Annotated in this window: 13 protein-coding genes, 2 pseudogenes and 1 riboswitch; of the genes and pseudogenes, 5 read left to right on the top strand and 10 right to left on the bottom strand. The window is 35.9% G+C overall.

Annotated elements, in window-relative coordinates; genetic code table 11:
- Positions 1 to 162 precede the first annotated feature (162 nt).
- From ACEWFJ_RS16150 to ACEWFJ_RS16165, 4 genes are all read left to right on the top strand, one after another.
- The gene (locus ACEWFJ_RS16150) at positions 163 to 741 is read left to right on the top strand and encodes a DUF2087 domain-containing protein (RefSeq protein WP_230576131.1); all 579 of its coding nucleotides are present in this window, start codon (positions 163 to 165) and stop codon (positions 739 to 741) included.
- A 728-nt stretch (positions 742 to 1,469) separates the two neighbouring features.
- A complete protein-coding gene (locus ACEWFJ_RS16155; RefSeq protein WP_253629226.1) occupies positions 1,470 to 1,829 on the top strand; it encodes an ArsR/SmtB family transcription factor in 360 nt (119 codons plus the stop codon).
- The gene (locus ACEWFJ_RS16160; RefSeq protein WP_473689225.1) at positions 1,819 to 4,260 is read left to right on the top strand and encodes a heavy metal translocating P-type ATPase; all 2,442 of its coding nucleotides are present in this window, start codon (positions 1,819 to 1,821) and stop codon (positions 4,258 to 4,260) included. Before ACEWFJ_RS16155 ends, ACEWFJ_RS16160 begins: the two co-directional genes overlap by 11 nt.
- 61 nt (positions 4,261 to 4,321) lie before the next feature.
- Entirely contained in the window at positions 4,322 to 4,906 is a 585-nt protein-coding gene (locus tag ACEWFJ_RS16165) for an SCO family protein (protein ID WP_473689226.1), read from the top strand.
- Between the two features lie 229 nt (positions 4,907 to 5,135).
- Here ACEWFJ_RS16165 and ACEWFJ_RS16170 read toward each other — a convergent pair whose 3' ends face one another.
- The 3 genes and pseudogenes from ACEWFJ_RS16170 to ACEWFJ_RS16180 form a co-directional block, all read right to left on the bottom strand.
- Positions 5,136 to 7,367 carry a transglycosylase domain-containing protein gene (locus ACEWFJ_RS16170; protein ID WP_473689227.1) on the bottom strand — a complete coding sequence of 744 codons (2,232 nt, stop codon included), beginning with the start codon at positions 7,365 to 7,367 and terminating at the stop codon, positions 5,136 to 5,138.
- A 94-nt stretch (positions 7,368 to 7,461) separates the two neighbouring features.
- Complete coding sequence (locus ACEWFJ_RS16175) at positions 7,462 to 7,686, bottom strand: hypothetical protein (RefSeq protein WP_098310539.1); 225 nt, start codon at positions 7,684 to 7,686, stop codon at positions 7,462 to 7,464.
- A gap of 845 nt (positions 7,687 to 8,531) precedes the next feature.
- Positions 8,532 to 9,520, bottom strand: a pseudogene (locus ACEWFJ_RS16180) (beta-ketoacyl-ACP synthase 3).
- Between the two features lie 146 nt (positions 9,521 to 9,666).
- Between ACEWFJ_RS16180 and fabZ the strand changes: the two are divergent.
- Positions 9,667 to 10,098 carry a 3-hydroxyacyl-ACP dehydratase FabZ gene (fabZ, locus tag ACEWFJ_RS16185; RefSeq protein ID WP_473689228.1) on the top strand — a complete coding sequence of 144 codons (432 nt, stop codon included), beginning with the start codon at positions 9,667 to 9,669 and terminating at the stop codon, positions 10,096 to 10,098.
- Between the two features lie 242 nt (positions 10,099 to 10,340).
- Here fabZ and ACEWFJ_RS16190 read toward each other — a convergent pair whose 3' ends face one another.
- The 7 genes and pseudogenes from ACEWFJ_RS16190 to ACEWFJ_RS16220 all read right to left on the bottom strand — a co-directional run bounded on the left by ACEWFJ_RS16190 (position 10,341) and on the right by ACEWFJ_RS16220 (position 17,245).
- Positions 10,341 to 10,775 (bottom strand): PepSY domain-containing protein, encoded by a 435-nt coding sequence (locus ACEWFJ_RS16190; RefSeq protein ID WP_473689229.1) that lies wholly within the window; start codon positions 10,773 to 10,775, stop codon positions 10,341 to 10,343.
- A gap of 41 nt (positions 10,776 to 10,816) precedes the next feature.
- On the bottom strand, positions 10,817 to 11,734 hold the full coding sequence (locus ACEWFJ_RS16195; protein ID WP_473689230.1) for a PepSY-associated TM helix domain-containing protein: 918 nt from the start codon (positions 11,732 to 11,734) through the stop codon (positions 10,817 to 10,819).
- Positions 11,735 to 12,201: 467 nt separating this feature from the next.
- Positions 12,202 to 12,492: a GYD domain-containing protein gene (locus tag ACEWFJ_RS16200; RefSeq protein WP_473689231.1), complete on the bottom strand. Its 291-nt coding sequence runs from the start codon at positions 12,490 to 12,492 to the stop codon at positions 12,202 to 12,204.
- 192 nt (positions 12,493 to 12,684) lie between these two features.
- Entirely contained in the window at positions 12,685 to 13,953 is a 1,269-nt protein-coding gene (locus ACEWFJ_RS16205) for an MFS transporter (protein WP_473689232.1), read from the bottom strand.
- Between the two features lie 134 nt (positions 13,954 to 14,087).
- The gene (locus tag ACEWFJ_RS16210; protein WP_473689233.1) at positions 14,088 to 15,716 is read right to left on the bottom strand and encodes a YndJ family protein; all 1,629 of its coding nucleotides are present in this window, start codon (positions 15,714 to 15,716) and stop codon (positions 14,088 to 14,090) included.
- Positions 15,704 to 16,332, bottom strand: a pseudogene (locus tag ACEWFJ_RS16215) (DUF4166 domain-containing protein). The gene ACEWFJ_RS16210 and the pseudogene ACEWFJ_RS16215 overlap by 13 nt, the downstream one beginning before the upstream one ends.
- A 4-nt stretch (positions 16,333 to 16,336) precedes the next feature.
- On the bottom strand, positions 16,337 to 17,245 hold the full coding sequence (locus ACEWFJ_RS16220; RefSeq protein ID WP_473689234.1) for a DoxX-like family protein: 909 nt from the start codon (positions 17,243 to 17,245) through the stop codon (positions 16,337 to 16,339).
- Between the two features lie 217 nt (positions 17,246 to 17,462).
- Positions 17,463 to 17,650: riboswitch (Lysine riboswitch) on the top strand.
- Positions 17,651 to 17,786 lie beyond the last annotated feature (136 nt).

The following is a 17,786-nucleotide window of genomic DNA, read 5'->3' on the forward strand; positions in this document are numbered from 1 at the left end:
ACAGTAAATCCTATTACAGCAATATTTTTTGCACTTACGTTAAGTATCGTGGAAAAATACACCTGCCTACCGTTATAAACACCTTCATCATTTAATTACTTGAATGATAAAAGCAATTAGATTACAATCTAATTAGATAAACATTAAATTAGGGGGTTCTGAGTGCAATTAAACAAAATTGTTGAGTTTCATAAAGCGTTAGGTGACCTTACACGGGTTCGTATTATTGCCTTGCTCCAACAAGGTCCTTTGAGCGGACAAGAGATTGCTGGGAAGTTAGGGCTTAAGCCACCAACAATTACACACCATATTACGAAGCTGCGAGATGTTGGACTTATAAAAGAACGCCGTGATAAAAATACGATCTATTTTTCTCTTAATACAAAAATATTAGAAATGAGTGCTAAGGCTATTTTTACTGTAGGAACAGGAGGTGATTCAAACATGGAAATGTCGGTTACTGAAAAGGAACGTTCAGCTATTATCAATAATTTCTTCACAAAAGATGGAAAGCTGAAAAACTATCCTGCACAACGGAAGAAAAAACTTGTTGTACTTTCGCATATGATCAAAGGATTAGAATTTGGAAAAGTTTATCAAGAGAAAGAAATTAATGAATATTTAAAGCAGTTTCATGAGGATTATGCAACATTAAGACGTGAGCTTATTATGTGCCAATATATGTACCGAGAAAATAATCAATATGAGTTAAACCCCGTTGAGCTATGGTGGTTGAAGTAAAGGGTGTCACCCGACGCCCTTATTTTTTTACCCAACTAATTAGATGATCATAAAATTAGATAAGTATAAAACAAGGAGATAGCTATGAATATTTCATTTATAAATGAAGAAAAACAATATCGGAAGTTATTTCTAGCTGGAATTGTGAATGGTATTGGAGATCGCTTTAGTTCTGTAGCTGTGTTAGCGATGCTACTGCATTTAACAGGTTCAGGCTTGACCGTGGGAATGACTTTAGCAATCCGATTGATACCCTCTTTGTTTTTTGGGCCAATCGGGGGCATTTTGGCTGATCGATTTTCGAGAAAAACAATATTAGTTGGAACAGACCTTATAAGGATCTTGTTTGCCTTATCCTTCATATTCGTTCAGAGTAAAGAGAATATCTGGATTGTTTATGTTAATTTCTGGATCAGCGCTTCAATACTTTACTCCACGTTCCTTAGGTTTGATTGGAGGTATCGCCTATATTCTTATTTCCATTTCTTTAATTGTAATTATTTCAACGAAAGCATATCGGAAAAGAGGTACCATTTGAGAGGTACCTTTTCCTATAGAGACCTTCCCCTATTTCTTTAATTAAGCGTTTCAATTCAAACACAAAAATAGGTTTAACAAAATATTTTTCAGACTTTTTTTAAAATATTTTGACACACATATTAGCCAATGCTAATATGAATGAAGAATAAACATATTAGTAATGACTAATACGAGTGGAGTGAATACAATTGTGCAATACAAATGATTTAGATATAAAAGCCAAATTTATTCGTGGATTTGCTGATAAAACAAGGCTTCAGATTCTTCAGTGTATGATGGATGGTGAAAAAACGGTATCTGAAATTGTAGAAATTATCAAAGGAAATCAGTCCAATATATCCCAACACCTGAACTGTTTAAAAGGATGTGGCATTATCCTTGGAAGACAAGAAGGAAAGTACGTCTACTATTCTTTACGAAATGCGCAAATCGAACAGTTACTCACGATGTTTGATGTTGTATTTCATGAAGTACAGAACGAGGTAGCATCATGTGATAAAAACGATGCTTGTTTATCTCAAAAGGGAGAGAATTGTCATGACAGATAAGAAAGAGAAACAGGCGAGTTGTTGTCAAACTTCTTCGTGCAGTGACTCTTCACCAACTCCTGTTAAAGAAGAAGTAGTGAAGGAAACATCATCATGTTGTTCTTCTAAAAAAGAGATTCCAATTGTTCCTAAGAAGACTTCCTGCTGCAGTAGTAACACTGATACTACAAAAACAGAAAATGACTCTTCTGATTCTTGTTGTGAGTCTAAATCGAAAAACGTATCTTCATGCTGCTCTTCTACCTCCACCACACCAAAAGAAGAAGTAACATCAAAAACCTCTTCTTGTTGTAGTAATAGTTCATGTGAAGACAACTCACTTCGTGACACTCCGAAAGTAACAGGAGATGGTGTAGAAACGTACCTGGTCGGAGGCATGGATTGCGGCGCTTGTGCCTTAACAATCGAAAAACATCTACAAAACGTGGCAGGTGTGAAAGAAGTTCGCGTAAACTTCGCTACTGGAAAGATGCATATTCGTCATGACCGAAACGCAGAGGACATTATAAAGGAAGTGTCAAATGCAGGATTTGAAGCATCCTTAGCAGGAAAACATAGAGGAGCAACACCCGCTTCAAAATCTAAAGATACAACTTTGATTCTCTCAGGATTATTTTTAGCTTTTGGCTTTTTTGGTGGATTTGCAAATACACCACCCCTGCTTATTACAATTTTCTACGCAGCCAGTATCCTAATTGGAGGATATAAACCTGCAAAAAGTGCTTTTTACGCCTTAAGAAGTAAATCACTGGATATGAATGTTCTCATGGCATCTGCTGCATTTGGTGCTGCGCTAATTGGACAGTGGCTAGAAGGGGCAACGGTTGTTTGGTTATTTGCATTAGGGGCAACATTACAAAACAAATCTATTGAACATACGCGTGAATCAATTCGTGGACTTATTAATTTAGCACCTTCAGAAGCATGGGTGAAAGTTGGAACAGAACTTACAAAAAAATTTGTAGACGATATTACAATAGGTACAATAATTGTCGTAAAACCAGGTGAGAAAATCCCATTAGATGGCACAGTTATTGAAGGTACTTCTACCGTGAACCAATCACCCATTACAGGTGAGTCTATTCCAATCGATAAACAAACTGGCGATTCTGTCTATGCAGGAACAATTAACGAAGAAGGTTCTCTATATATCGTGGTAACCAAACTCGTCGAGGATACCACTCTTTCACGGATTATACACCTTGTTGAGGAAGCGCAAGAAAAGAAAGCACCGACCGAAGCGTTTGTTGATCGTTTCGCAAAAATCTATACACCAATTGTCTTTCTATTAGCACTTATAGTTATGATAATCCCTCCTCTCCTTGGGATGGGAGCATGGATGGAGTGGATTTATAAAGGATTAGAACTCCTCGTTATCGCATGTCCTTGTGCTTTGGTCATTTCTACTCCTGTCGCAATTGTATCTGCCATTGGAAATGCTGCGAGAAACGGTGTACTCATCAAAGGCGGGACAGCTTTAGAAGTGGCAGGTTCGTTAAATGCTATCGCATTTGATAAAACAGGAACATTGACCGAAGGAAAACCAAAGGTAATGCACGCGAGAAGCCTAGATTGTTCTGAAAATGAGTTACTGTCTATTGCGACAACAATTGAAGAATACTCCAACCATCCAATCGCAAGAGCAATCACAACATATGCAAAAGAACATCAAATTCCCGCTCAAGAAGGAACGGACTTCCGTACAATTGTAGGAAAAGGTGCACAAGTAAACATCAACGGGAAAACCTACTATGCTGGAAACGCTACCCTATTCTATGATTTAGGTGTCTCACTTCAAGTGTGGAAAGAACCAATTCAAGAAATGCAACAAATTGGTCAAACGGTGATACTTGTTGGAACAAACCGCTCTATTCTAGGGATGATTTCCGTAGCAGATTCCATTCGTTCGAACACTTATCAAACCATTAAGGAGTTAAAACGAGCAGGCATTCAAGAAACTGTTATGTTAACAGGAGACAATGAAGGAACAGCTAAGCATATTGCACAGAAAGCGGAAGTGGATCGTTATTTCGCTAATTTACTACCAGAAGATAAAGTTTATTCAGTGAAACAACTTCAATCCGAAGGTAAAACGGTAGCAATGATCGGAGATGGTATTAATGATGCCCCTGCCCTTGCCACAGCAAATCTTGGTATTGCTATGGGCGGTGCAGGAACCGATACTGCAATGGAAACGGCAGATATTGTATTGATGGCAGACAATCTTGAAAAACTTCCTTATACAATGAAGTTAAGCCGTAAAGCATTGCACATTATTAAACAAAACATCTGGTTCTCATTAATTATTAAATTTATCGCTCTTGCCTTTATCTTTCCAGGCTGGCTCACACTTTGGATTGCTGTACTTAGTGATACAGGTGCTGCACTCCTTGTCATTTTAAATAGTATGCGTTTACTACGAAACAAGTAATCTGTTAAGAGGCTATCACATAGCCTCTTTATACATAATGAAGAAATGAAAGGGGATACATATGAAAAAAGTTCGTAATATCACATTACTGATGATTGTCAGCATAATCGTATTTTTAAGTGCATGTGGAGACAAACAATTAGAAAACTCATTGAATTGGAAAGTAGAGAAGTTTTCGTATACCGATCAAAACGGAAAACCTTTTGGTCTTTCGGACTTAAAAGGAAAAGTATGGGTAACAGACTTTATTTTCACAAGTTGTGAAACGGTTTGCCCGCCTATGACAGCCAATATGACAAAACTTAAAAACATGTTGAAAGAAGAAGGAATCAAAGATGTAGAATTTGTTTCATTCAGTGTAGACCCTACTGTGGACAAGCCAGAAAAAATGAAAGAGTTTATGAAACGCTATGATACTGATATGTCTAATTGGCACTTTCTAACAAACTATACACAAGAAGAAATCACTACGTTTGCCAAGAATAGCTTTCAAGCATTTGTAGATAAACCAGCAAGTACAACACAAGTCATTCACGGAACAAAACTCTATCTTGTAGATAAAAACGGAACTGTTGTAAAGAGCTACTCAGCTCTTACCGATACACCGTATGAAGAGATTATTCAAGATATTAAAACGATTCGTTAATCGATAATGAAAAATAACTGAAGGAACGGAATATTATATATAGCATATCAAAAAAGGAATCATAACATTGATTCCTTTTTTGATAGTTTTATTGACGTTGATGTGTACGATTATAGTATATCATTAAAAAACGATATACTATAATTTCCCTATTTGATGTAGTATTCATTATTACAAGTTTAGAAATCTATACACTTCATGACTAAGCTATCCTTTTTCTGTATTTGCCTTAGTCATGCTTATGTTTATGTTTGTCTTTTTTATCTTTATCTTGACCTTTGCCTTTTTTCTCTTTATCTCCACCATGACCTGAGTTTTCATTATCATTTCCTTCATTATCATCCTGTTCCGGATTTTGAGCTTCCGGTGAAACAACTGCGGATGGCGCCACGGATGGTGCCGCTGCTGGTGGTGCCGCTGCTGGTGGCGCCGCTGCTGGTGGAACAGCGTCAGGACTAACCCCATTAATGTATAGCTCATTATTCTTTTGATATACGCTGCTCGGCTGCTGAAATCTGGACGTGTCTGTTCCAACTGCTTGAATCATTGCTTTAAAAATAAGCTGCGAGATTTTTGTTGTATCTCCAAGCATATAATTCCCTGGGCCATTCTTCGCATAGCCAGTCCAAACAGCCATCGTGTATTGTGGTGTATAACCGGCAAACCAACTATCATTTGTTGCTTTAGATGGATAGCCGAACTGACTGAGTGTCTTGTCGTCAAAGTTTGTTGTTCCCGTTTTTCCTGCAATATCAAGACCTGGTACATTAGCTGCTGTACCTGTTCCGTTAGAGGCATTCACTACACCACGAAGCATATCGGTAATCATATAAGCCGTATAGTCATGCATAACGCGTTTGCCTTTCGGCTTAAAACTTATTTCTTTACCGTCTGAGAAAACAACTTTTGTAACGAAATGCGGTTTTGTATACACACCATCGTTTGCAAATGCACCATATGCTCCTGCCATTTCAAGAGGAGACACAAGATTACTTCCAATTGCGTAAGACTCATAAACCTGATTACCAGAAAATGTAATTCCAAGTGATTGTGCAAACTCTTTTGCTTTATTCAAACCAACTTTCTGTAATGTCTTCAAAGCGGGAATATTCCGTGACTCTACTAAAGCGTTTCGCATAGACATAGGACCTTTATAATCCGTATAAGCGTTTCGAATGGGTTTTCCATTTGAGTAATGATACTGTTCGTCCACAAGTTGGTGGTACGTTGACCATTTTAAATTTTCAATCGCCGGACCATAATCAAAGATTGGTTTAAACGTCGAACCTGGTTGACGGTTTATATCAATAGCAAAATTATTTCCTCGAAATGTTGCTTTATATTCATTGCGACCACTTCCAATGGCACGCACTTCACCCGTTTTCGAATCCATAAACGTAAAAGCTGCCTGGAAACGGTCGTTCGGATAACTCACAATATCTTGCGTATTCATGATTTTATCGGCATACTGTTGCGCTTTCGGGTCAAGTGTCATATAAATTTGAAGACCATCCGTACCGATATTGACGTCTTTTAACTTGTCTTCAACTTCTTTTGTTGCAGCATCCAAAAACGCTTCATACGGCATACCTTCTTGATTGTTTTTCGGAACAATACCTTTCGTTACCGGAACCTTCATTGCATCCTGCATTTGTTGCTCTGTGATATATCCTTGTCTATGCATAGATTTTAAGACAAGGTTACGGCGCTTTGTCGCTGCTTCTTCGTTTTCCGGTTTAGACGGATCGTAGTTATTCGGACTTTGTGGTAGTCCTGCCAACATAGCAGCCTGCGGAAGGGTCAATTTCTCCAAATCATTCGCTTCAATACCGTAGTAATTTTTGGCTGCGGCAGCAACGCCGTAAGAGCGGTTTCCAAGATTAATTTTGTTCAAGTACATTGTTAAAATATCATGTTTGGAATATTTTTGCTCCAATTTATACGCCAAGTACCATTCCTGTACTTTTCGTTTTAACGTTTTTTCAGGAGACAAAAATGAGTTTTTAATAACTTGCTGTGTAATGGTACTTCCGCCCTGAGATCCGAAGTCCCCAGTCAAGTTTTCAAAAATTGCTTTACCCGTTCGTTTTATGTCTATACCATGGTGTTCATAAAAATGAGAATCTTCTGTAGCAATAAATGCTTGTTCCAACACTTTTGGAACTTGATCATATGTGATTTTTGTTCGTTTTTCCTTTCCATATTCATAGATAAATTTTCCGTCTTTATCATAAAACTTCGTCGATAGTGGGTCCTCCAATTTTGAGGCCTCTATTTTAGGAGCGTCCTTAATCATATAAAAGAAAATAACGACTCCTGCTCCTACTAAACTGATGCCAATCAGCAAGCAAACAAGTAAGATCTTTTTCAAAAATGATCCTTTTGGGGAGGACTTTCCACTTCCTTGTTGTTTTTTCTTTATTTGTTTTCGTTCCTCACGAGAACGATACGTTTCTGACATTATTCTTCTCTCCTACACTTCGTTTACTTATGAAAGTTGCAGACCATATTAAGTAAGCCCTTTTGTTAGCTTACTATCTACTAAATTATGAGTATTATATTTGGCCTAACACTTTCTCATCTATAACGCGTACATAACGTACTAAATAAGAATTTATTATATAAGCCCCTTCATCACTTTTCGCAACAAAAAACTTGTCGTGTTCTATCTTTTCTAAAACTTCTTGTATAACCTCTTCCTTTTTAACATCTAATCCTTTTATTATTTTTTCTCTCTTAATATCATTATCCAAAGTATAGCAAACAGTAAATTCCTTCAAGTTGAATCTCCCTTTCTAATACGGTTTCCAGTATTTTTAGTAGAAATGAATTTCTATTTATACAGACCCGTATATGCGTAAAATTTATATACTACATACGCACGTAGTTGTCGCTCAATTTTGTTTTTTCATAGACTTCACACATAAAATAAGCTTCCACCTATAATTATTTCGCAAGGAACATTATTTTTAAGGGGTCAAAAAAGTTTTTTCAAAAAAACTTTTATAAAGTGAAACTTCCATCAGTGGTTTTTTCCTCCCACACTGCTGATGGTTAGTTGAACCAATCGGGCTTTTACGGACAGTTATCCCCCACCTATCTCCTTCGCTTTTCTCTGAACCTTGAGGTGGGGGTCTTACTGTCCGTTAATGCGGGATAAATTTCCTAGTTAAGTCAGGAGTTCTTATTATAAAAGAATTCACACAATTAGGGGGAATTACATTACTAAAAAGCGAAGAAAATGGTGGAATCGTTGTCACTTTATTATCCGAGGATACTCTGCTTTCCAAAATAAAAAAGTATCCATAGAAAACACATACGATAAAAGTAGAAGGGCAAGAGCAAAAAACAGAACCCCTTCAAGGTGAAAAGTTGTTAGTGAAAATTGTAAAATAACATTGAGTTATTAGGTGAGTTAAAACATAACAAAGAAATTCTGTTGACCTTTAACATAAAAGATGCATCCATCAAGAAACCCATCACTGACCTTGAAACTTATTTAGGTACGATTGGGCAAGTTGTATTTTAAATGTATAGATAAAAAAAGCCCTTAAATTTTACAAATCTAAGGACTTTTAATGCAACAAAATACGTTTGTTTATATTACTACTAGATACATCATCTCCTATTCCTTTGCTAAATGCCACTTAATAATATGCCCAGCATGCGTAAGACCTCCCCCAAATCCATACAGTAAAAGAGTGTCTCCATTTTTCAGCTTTCCTTCGTTCATACCGATGTCCAATGCTAATGGAATGGAGACAGAAGAAGTATTTCCCATATATTCTACACTAGTTAAAGTTTTGTCCAGTGGGAAACCTGATCTTTCACATATAGATTCAATCATTCGTAAATTAGCACTATGTGGAACAAACCAATCCACTTCATCCAGTTGTAACTCTGCTTGATATAATAATTCTTTAATCCCAATTGGCAGCGTCCGTGCTGCCCACTTATATACTTCTCTTCCGTTTTGAACCATCTTCCCATGTGTTCTCAATGGATTTCCAAACATGGTGGTAGATAAATTCGTACGATATACATGCATGCCCCCTTCCCCATTTGTCCCAATATGGGTAGCTATAAAACTAGACAATTCTTCATCCTTCTCTACTAAAACAGCCGCAGCTGCATCTCCAAATAAGATACATGTAGTTCGATCGGTATAATCTGTTACTTTAGATAAGGTTTCTGTCGTTATAACTAAAATTTTGCGATGAAGACCAGATGTAATCAAACCATTCGCCAGATGTAATCCATATGTAAAACCAGCACAAGTTGCATTGAGATCAATAGCACCTGTATGTTGAATATTAAAATATTCTTGTATTTGGCAGGCTACACTAGGAAAAGCGTAGTCAGGCGTAGTTGTTGAAACCAGAATACAATCCACGTCAACAAGATTTTTATGATAACGTTCCACTAAATTTTCAATAGCTTTAAAAGCCAATGTAGAGGCATATTCGTTATCACCAGCAATTCTTCTTTCCTTCATTCCAGTTCTTTGTATAATCCATGCATCATTTGTATCTACTATTTTTTCTAAATCATCATTGGTTAGCTTTTTTCGGGTACATAAGTACCAATAGCTGTAATTCTTGCTTTTGATTGCATACATTTATTCCCCTTTACTATTTTTACACTAAGTATTATAATTAGATAATAGTACTAGGTACTAATTATTGTCAATATTCAAACATGTAATTTTAAGAAATTAACATAACTAAAATATCTAGCTACGGTATAAAGGAGAGAGATTCATGTTCAATACTCAACAAATTAAAGAAATTATTCCACATCGTTTCCCCCTTTTATTAATTGATCGTATTATTGAAATAGAAGAAGGAAAACGCGCAGTTGGAATCAAAAATGTTACAACTAATGAAGGATTTTTTACTGGTCACTTTCCTAACTATTCAGTTATGCCGGGTGTCCTGATTGTGGAAGCTTTAGCACAAGTAAGTGCAGTTATTATGCTTATGAAAGAAGAGAACCATGGAAAGCTCGGTCTTTTTGCTGGTATTGACAATTGTCGCTTCAAAAAACAAGTTCGTCCTGGTGATCAGCTACGTTTAGAAGTGGACATGACGCGTGTTCGTGGTTCAATTGCAAAGGCTCATGCTATTGCTACAGTAGATGGGGAAACCGCTTGTGAGGCAGAAGTTATATTTGCTCTTTACGATAAAAAATAAGAAAACCCTCTTGCAAGTGCAAGTAGGCTTTCTTATTTCGCTTAAAATGATTCACTATTTTTTGTACTCTACTTGTTGATATGACAAGGCAGCGTAGATGTAACTTTTGTTTCATTCGTTTTATTATGATCTATATACAAGCATATACACATTATCAATAAAACACTTACTACTGTATATGAAAAGATTTTCTTTTTCATATTATTCTCCTTACTCTATAAATAATCTAATCTATATTAATATTAGCTAAACCATTTTTTCAAAACCGGAACTCTCTTTATTACTAACCAATCAAGCCCCAGAGCCACAAGCAACGAAATGCCCACTAATGGGAACAAAATCCCTAGTATCAGAATAAGAACTACTACACCTTTCATTAATTTGAAGTTCTTCGGTAAAGAAGGCGCACCTAACGTACCAGACGGCTTACATTTCCACCACATCATGTAACCTGTTACAGTAATTCCGAGTAATGCAAGACAGATTACAAGATCTAATAACTGATTTGTTAATCCAAAGTAACGCCCTTCATGCAGCGCAATCCCGATAGAAATCGCCTTAGCCAATATTCCATAATCCGAAAAACGTAAATCTGCTAATATTTTGCCGCTGTACTGATCGATGTGCAGCGTTGCTTCCCCTTTCGGATTATCAGGCTTAACGGATACTGTATACACACCTTTTTCTCCCTTAGGGAATGTGATTGAATATCCATCCTCTAAATGATTTTTTCTGCTATTTTCATAATGTCTGCCACTGCAAGAGGGGCTGCCTTATTTCCCTTAGACTCCGGAACTGGTAATTTCTCTGCTGCCCAAGGTACATCCGCCACCGCTTTAGATGGAACAATCGACTGCGGCAAATTACCATCCCATAGTCCTGTTGGGTATCCCGTTTCTGTAGTCGTTGCGATTTTATTAATATAATCTCCCCATAATCCGGACCAAGGGAGTCCCGTCATTATGAATATAGAAATGAACAGCGAGAACCAGAAAGCTGGAACAGAGTGTAAATCTCGCAACATCGTCCGCTTTCCTTTAGAGAATCTTGGAATCAATGTACCAAAAATTGATTTTTTATTACGCGGCCACCATAAATATAAGCCAGTAATCAACAAAATCATCGCCCAGCAAGCAGCCATCTCTATAATACGATCCCCCGTCGTTCCAATCATAAGCTCGCCATGCATCCGTTCCACTTCGCTCATCAATTTCTCTTCGTTCTTTAATCCCCCTAAAATCTTACCATCATGTGGATTTACGAATACCGTCATCGGGACTCCCTTATCTATAATTCCTACTTCTGCTGAACGATCTGATGTAAAGGAGGGCTTGTACTTTGTGACGGAAGCATCTGGATACGCTTTTTTGACTATTTCTATTTGTTCTTCAGCAGCCAATTTTTCTTTTTCCGCCTGTACATAGTAATAATCTTTGTATATGATGTTTTCAATTTGTGGTTTAAATAAATAGATGATACCTGTAATTGTCAATAAGATTACAAAAGGTGCAAAGATGATACCGGCATAAAAATGCCAACGCCATACAGCTCGATACAAAGATTGCGCTTTTGAAACTTCCAACTGAGTTGCATACTTTTCTGCAGAATGATTTACCGTTTGTCGTTTTGCAAACATATTCTGTTTTCCCCTAAATGATACTCGCTCTTCCCTTTTCGTATAAACATGTAAGTTTATAATTCCGATTTTTAATATATCGAACATATGTGAACGTTTTGTGAGAATTTTTCAAATTTATTTCTAATTTTTTGTGAAACTTTGAATAGAGCGGGTTACAGGTACTCATCTTCTACCTATCTGCTTTGTTTTCTCTCAATCTTGAGACAAGGCGCTTACTACTGGTTAATTCTGAATAAATTTATATACTGTTCAAAGTAAAAAATAAGACACCTCTCACTATACAGAGAGGTGTCTCTATAATAAATCCATACATGTTACTTACTTTGTTAATCTTTTAAAATCTCTTCATAAGGAATATCGGCTTCACTCAGCATAAAAAAACTCGTAATCCTAACAATTCAAGAAGCCAATATAGAAAATGTAAACCAACTTAGTCGTCCTTAAAAAATACCATATCTTATAAGTTAGATTTCTGTTACTAGTTGCTGAAATTCGCCCATATCCAATAGTGGGAAAATCTTTGTTTCCACCATTCCTGGTAATTTTCCTGCTAAATCAATTTTCTTTACTGCTAATATGTCAGGTGCTTCAAAAGTGATGACCATATCATATTCACCTACAATGGCATAAGCAGTTAAAATACGTCCACCAAATCGTTCATAGTTCTTATGTAAATTTGAAAAACGTTCACTAATATTTTTTATATTTACATTTCCTTCACGATTAAACTTTGCTAGAAGTATATATTTTTTCATAAGAACCTCCTCTTATTTAATTAAGAATAAAAATAGATAATACCCTATATTCATTACTCGATAAAAATATTAAATTATCATTCTTCTTAGGTGAATTCCTTCTACTTTACATACTTCCCATTAAAGGCACTAGATGATGATGCATTTCTTCTTTGTTAATCATTTTAATTAGAAAGGGCATATAAACAAACATCAATCAAATTGACGAATACTCGGAACAGATAAAGCGGCCAGGATCACTACAATAGCCGCAATCGTTAAAATGATGATAGTCAAAATACCACCAATTATATTGGCCAACCATCCAACTAACAAATACCCTAACGGTAATAGCGCAAAGGATCCAAGCATATCGAGACTAACAACTCTACCAAACGCTTCTTCCGGCACAAGTTCTTGCAAACTCGTTTCCCAAATTAAACCGAAAATCATAATGCCAAACCCTTCAATAGCCATTAATCCAATTAATGCTGGTGCCCATGAGACAAAAGGCATTATTAAGAGCGCCAATCCACTAATTAAAACACCACCATAAGCCAATAAACCACGTTTATGCCACTTCTGTTTCCCTCCAAAAATAAGAGCAGCAACAACAGCACCCCCGCCAGAAAATGCCATTCCAAGACCGTAAACTAAAGGTTCAAAGTGATGATGAATATTAAATAACCAAGGAATTAATACGACTACGATACCCGCGTGACAAATATTAATAAACGAAAATGCTAAAATTGTAATCCATAACCACGGATGGCTTTTTAATACTACAATTCCTTCAATGAAATCTTTTTTTAGGTTCACTTTATTATCTGCCCTGTCTTGCGCTTTTTTTGCTGTCAAATCCCTCAAAAGTAGTAAACACATAAAAGAAAGCAAATAAGTCAATGCATCTAAACCAAAACCGATACCTGCTGATGCGATGGAGACAATAAGGCCCCCAAGTGCCGGACCAATTAAACGTACGCCTTGGCTGCTCATCTGGGTTAACGCGTTAGCCGCATTCCGAATTTCCGGCACAAACACTCTTGCTCGAACTGCTGAATAGGCAGGTTGAAATAACCCTTCCATCAAGCCATACAATGCTACCAATACATATAAAATACGAATAGTTAAAGTATCAGTAAACATGAGAATTGCTAACGTTGTCATTAATATCCCTCGAGCAATATCAGTAAATAACATTAATTTAACACGATTAACACGATCTACAATTAGTCCTGAAAATGGTAAAATAAGTACGTTTGGAAGCATATACATCGCCATTGTCATCCCCATAACGACTGTCGAGCCTGTTAATGTATATACAACCACCGGAAGAATAACCATTGTAATAGAACTTCCAAGAACTGAAAAGAGCTGCCCGATCCATAAAAAAGTAAAATGACGTGATTTTGTAATAGGTAATAATAAATTACTTATATAATTTGAATTTTTTTGTTCTTGTATCTCTATCTCTCCTTGCATATGTCCCCTCCTTACCTAAAATAAAACAATACTGCATTCCATTATAACATTTAAATGTAATCATTTTCTAAAAATTCAAATTTCGTTAATTTTTGTATTTTATATCGTATTATTTAGCAATAAAAAAACGATTGCTATTTTCGAGCAATCGTTTTTTCTATTTCATAATCAATCTCTAGAAACTTCACACCAAACATCCACATTTGATGATGTGCTGTTAACGTGATTTTATCCTTCTCTCTTATCACAAACGTTTCAGCTAACGGTAAGCGAATCGTAAAAAAGCGGCTATGTAAATAAATCCCCTCATCCCCTTTTGTACTGTTCCGTAACCGACTTGTAATGATAAGATTTTTCTTATCATTACGCAGTTTCAACATTCCAGTCATATTCGCATATGGTAATGGCAGCGCAATATTCATGTATGTTTCTCCAGTATGTTCATTCTGAGAGTAGAGCGCTACAAAGATTGTTTCATTCTGTTCGTTTTTCCGAATCCATGCTCTGACATCATTTCTACCGTCTTTTTCATCTTTTATAGAAACAATCTCTCCATGCATAACCTCTAACCGATTTCCCATTCCTAAATGAATTTGCTGCACGCGTCGACTTATTTTTTCATAAAGAAAGGCAAATGTTTGAAACCAACGTGACCAATAAATAGTTGCTTTTAATTCATAGTTTTTCGTATTCTCATAAAAATCAATAATGAGCGGTGATACACTTTTTGGATTAAACTGTTTACTATGAAAATCTATCATTTTATTTATAAGACCTGTATATTCGTTCTTCTCTATTAGCTTATTTTCCAATAAAACATTCTCTCCAATTTTCATCTTTCCTTTAATACGACTCATTGTTTTTCCATAATGAATGTATTTCGGATCATTCTTTTCGATCATCCACCCTATACAAGCAGGTAATGCCACGCCAATTCCGTTTACAACCCCATGAATCCAAACCATTTGTACAATCGAAATAGTCATCATTCCTCTGAAATTCCCGTATGAGTATAAAAGAGAGAAAATAATAGTCACCATAAGTGTACTAGACGAAATGATAAGAAGAACTTTCGCACTTATAGATGTAAATTTCGTTTTCCATACAAAAATGCCGTAAACATAGAGCGAAATAAGATAGAGTAGCACCGCAAAAAACTCGAATATTCTCGAATAGGTAATGCCAATGGCAACTGTCATCGGAGAGATGATGATAATAAACATAACAATCGTATATAATTTACTTTTCTTTTGTTGCTTTCTCCCTAGCAAACCCGCAGATAAAGGGAGTAGAAAAGCAGAGTAATGAAAATGAGCTGCTGTGAGTAAGACGATATCTGAACTAAACTGCATAATTGGTATGTTTGCTACAGAAACAAAGAACCAAAAGCCGCCTAAAAATAAATACATAAATCCACTATCAATCGCTGTTTCTTCTAGCGGTTTCCATCCTCTTTCTAATAATCTACATACACCAAATAATGCTACAATACCCGTATATATGAACCAAATTATCGCAAATAGAAAATGATTTGTTACAAAAGCAAGCATCGCACTTATCGCTGCAATTGGATAAACAAATGCTGCAAGTTTGTAACAGAATAATTCTTCTCCATCTCTTTTTCTCTTATCTACAATAGAAAACGCCATCGGAATAAATAGAAGAATTGACAATAATATAATCGATTCAACAGGATGTAACTTTGGCCGCTCTAATATGAGAAAAATGACATAACAGATGAGACCGATTATTATATTTCGCATATATTTACATCCCTTTCTCTAAACGTCCCCTTATAAGAGAAAAGCGGCCCTAATATCGGATTTTGCACTTGTACATAAATCCGATAACAATCTAATTCATCATCATAACTTTCTATAATCTTTGCCTCTCCATATAAAAACCTTGGCAATGGAATTTTCATTCCACATAAGTAGAACCATTGTTTTTTTGATGAAATATAAATCGCTCCTTTTGCATCAACATGAAACGCAAGCGTCGATACGAGCAAATGTGGTTCACCGAAATAATCGACAATTTCATCTTGTTTATCATTCAAATACATAACAGCATTAAAATAACGCTTTTTTCACCAAATAGAAACATCCGATTCCATCTTACAAATACCTCTCCTCTACTATCTTTCTCTGCAGTATTCTGAATGATAAATGGTACTTCTTCCCCTCTTTCTGAAAAGAACATCCGGAATCTTGCTGCTACTTTTAAAAACATTCTTACAGCAACTGAGCCTTCTGTAATTTCATCCATCCTTCCTTCTCCTACAAAACTATATTTTTCTGTAATTGCATAACGTTTCTGTAATTTTGGATGTAACTGATGATAGGATTCTCCTAATAATGTTTCGTAAATGGAAGACAAACTTTCACCCCTTTCTGCTTCTCTTACAATGTTTTGCTTGCGGTAAGTTATCACTATTTACATAACCGATTATTGAGAATCCAATTAGCATGATGTTTAAAGTAATTGGATTAAAAGGTTGTATAAAACTATCAATATTTGTGAATCCTGCTGCAGCTGTCAATGCCAATAGTATAATAATATGAATGAAAAACAATTTCTTCTTTTGGAAAGGTATCAACCATGCGATTCCAAACACGATTTCCAAAAAGCCAATCATTTTAATAATCCATGCAACATTATCAGTTGCACCAATAAGACTAGAAAGCATTCGTACCTCTTCCGGGTGAGTATATAAAACTTTCGGAATAAAGCCTTGATAAATCCACACAAAAGAAAGTAAAAAGCAAACAAGATAATACGTAACAACTCTTTTTAATAATAAACGTGGATGAAATCCTTTTTCTAACCACAATTTTAAAGCATCAAAACTCCATGCAGTTGCCCAACCTAATAACGGACGAAATATGTATGAATCTATAAGCCTTCCTATATTTCCAAACCTTGTTTCATAATCATACTGCGTTTCAAAGCAAATCTTGTTCCCATTCGGTGTATACTTCCAATAGCCTCTTCCTACCGTAATCAACGAAAGCTTACTGTCTGTCCAAAATTTCAGTGAAGAGATTCGTCCCCCATCTTCTTTTTGTAGTTCTCCTATTGATTCTCCTTCTCCAGCAATTTCAAGTCCAAAACCAATTTTTGTTTTATACAAAAAACGCTGCGGTTCGCCTTCTTTTCTATCTAGATACGATATTTCTGTAAACCGCGCATCCCATTCTGTATGTATCTTTGGATCTTGTGTATATTTCCAAAGTTCATTCATTGTTGTTTCTATTTCAGTTTGCACATAAATAGGTTTTTGTTTCCCCATTCACACCGCTCCATCCATATAATCTATATAAAGAATATTTTTGTAAAATATTGCTATAAATTCTTCTTTTAAACATATTTTATATCATTTTCATTTCACTTTCTAATAGATTTAATTTTCTGAATTATTTTATACCACTTGATTTCTCCCAACATTTTGATTACTATGGAACAAATGTTACCAACAACTTCATACAACCAATCACTCTCGCCGAACGACGTGAGATAGAGGTTGCAACTTTTATGAGTATTCTAAAGGAGACACAGAGATTGTCAGTGAGTTTAGAAGAAAGGAAAAGTTGCCGAAATTTATATGTTTCTCTGAACATGTAAATTGGGGCTGTTTTCGAATAGAAACAGAACTGTCATATATACAGCGGTGTATATATGAAGAGCTATCTACAAAAAAGAGAGATCATGTTTCTTTATGATCGTCTTCTTTTTTGGCGGTTTTTTATTAGCTCCGTTTTCTGTTTCCTTTTTCCTGTAACAGCACCATCCTCACCTATTTGAGATGGTGTTTTTTTATTTGCTTTCGGTAA

The sequence above is a fragment of the Bacillus sp. EA-CB0995 genome, from assembly GCF_055814245.1.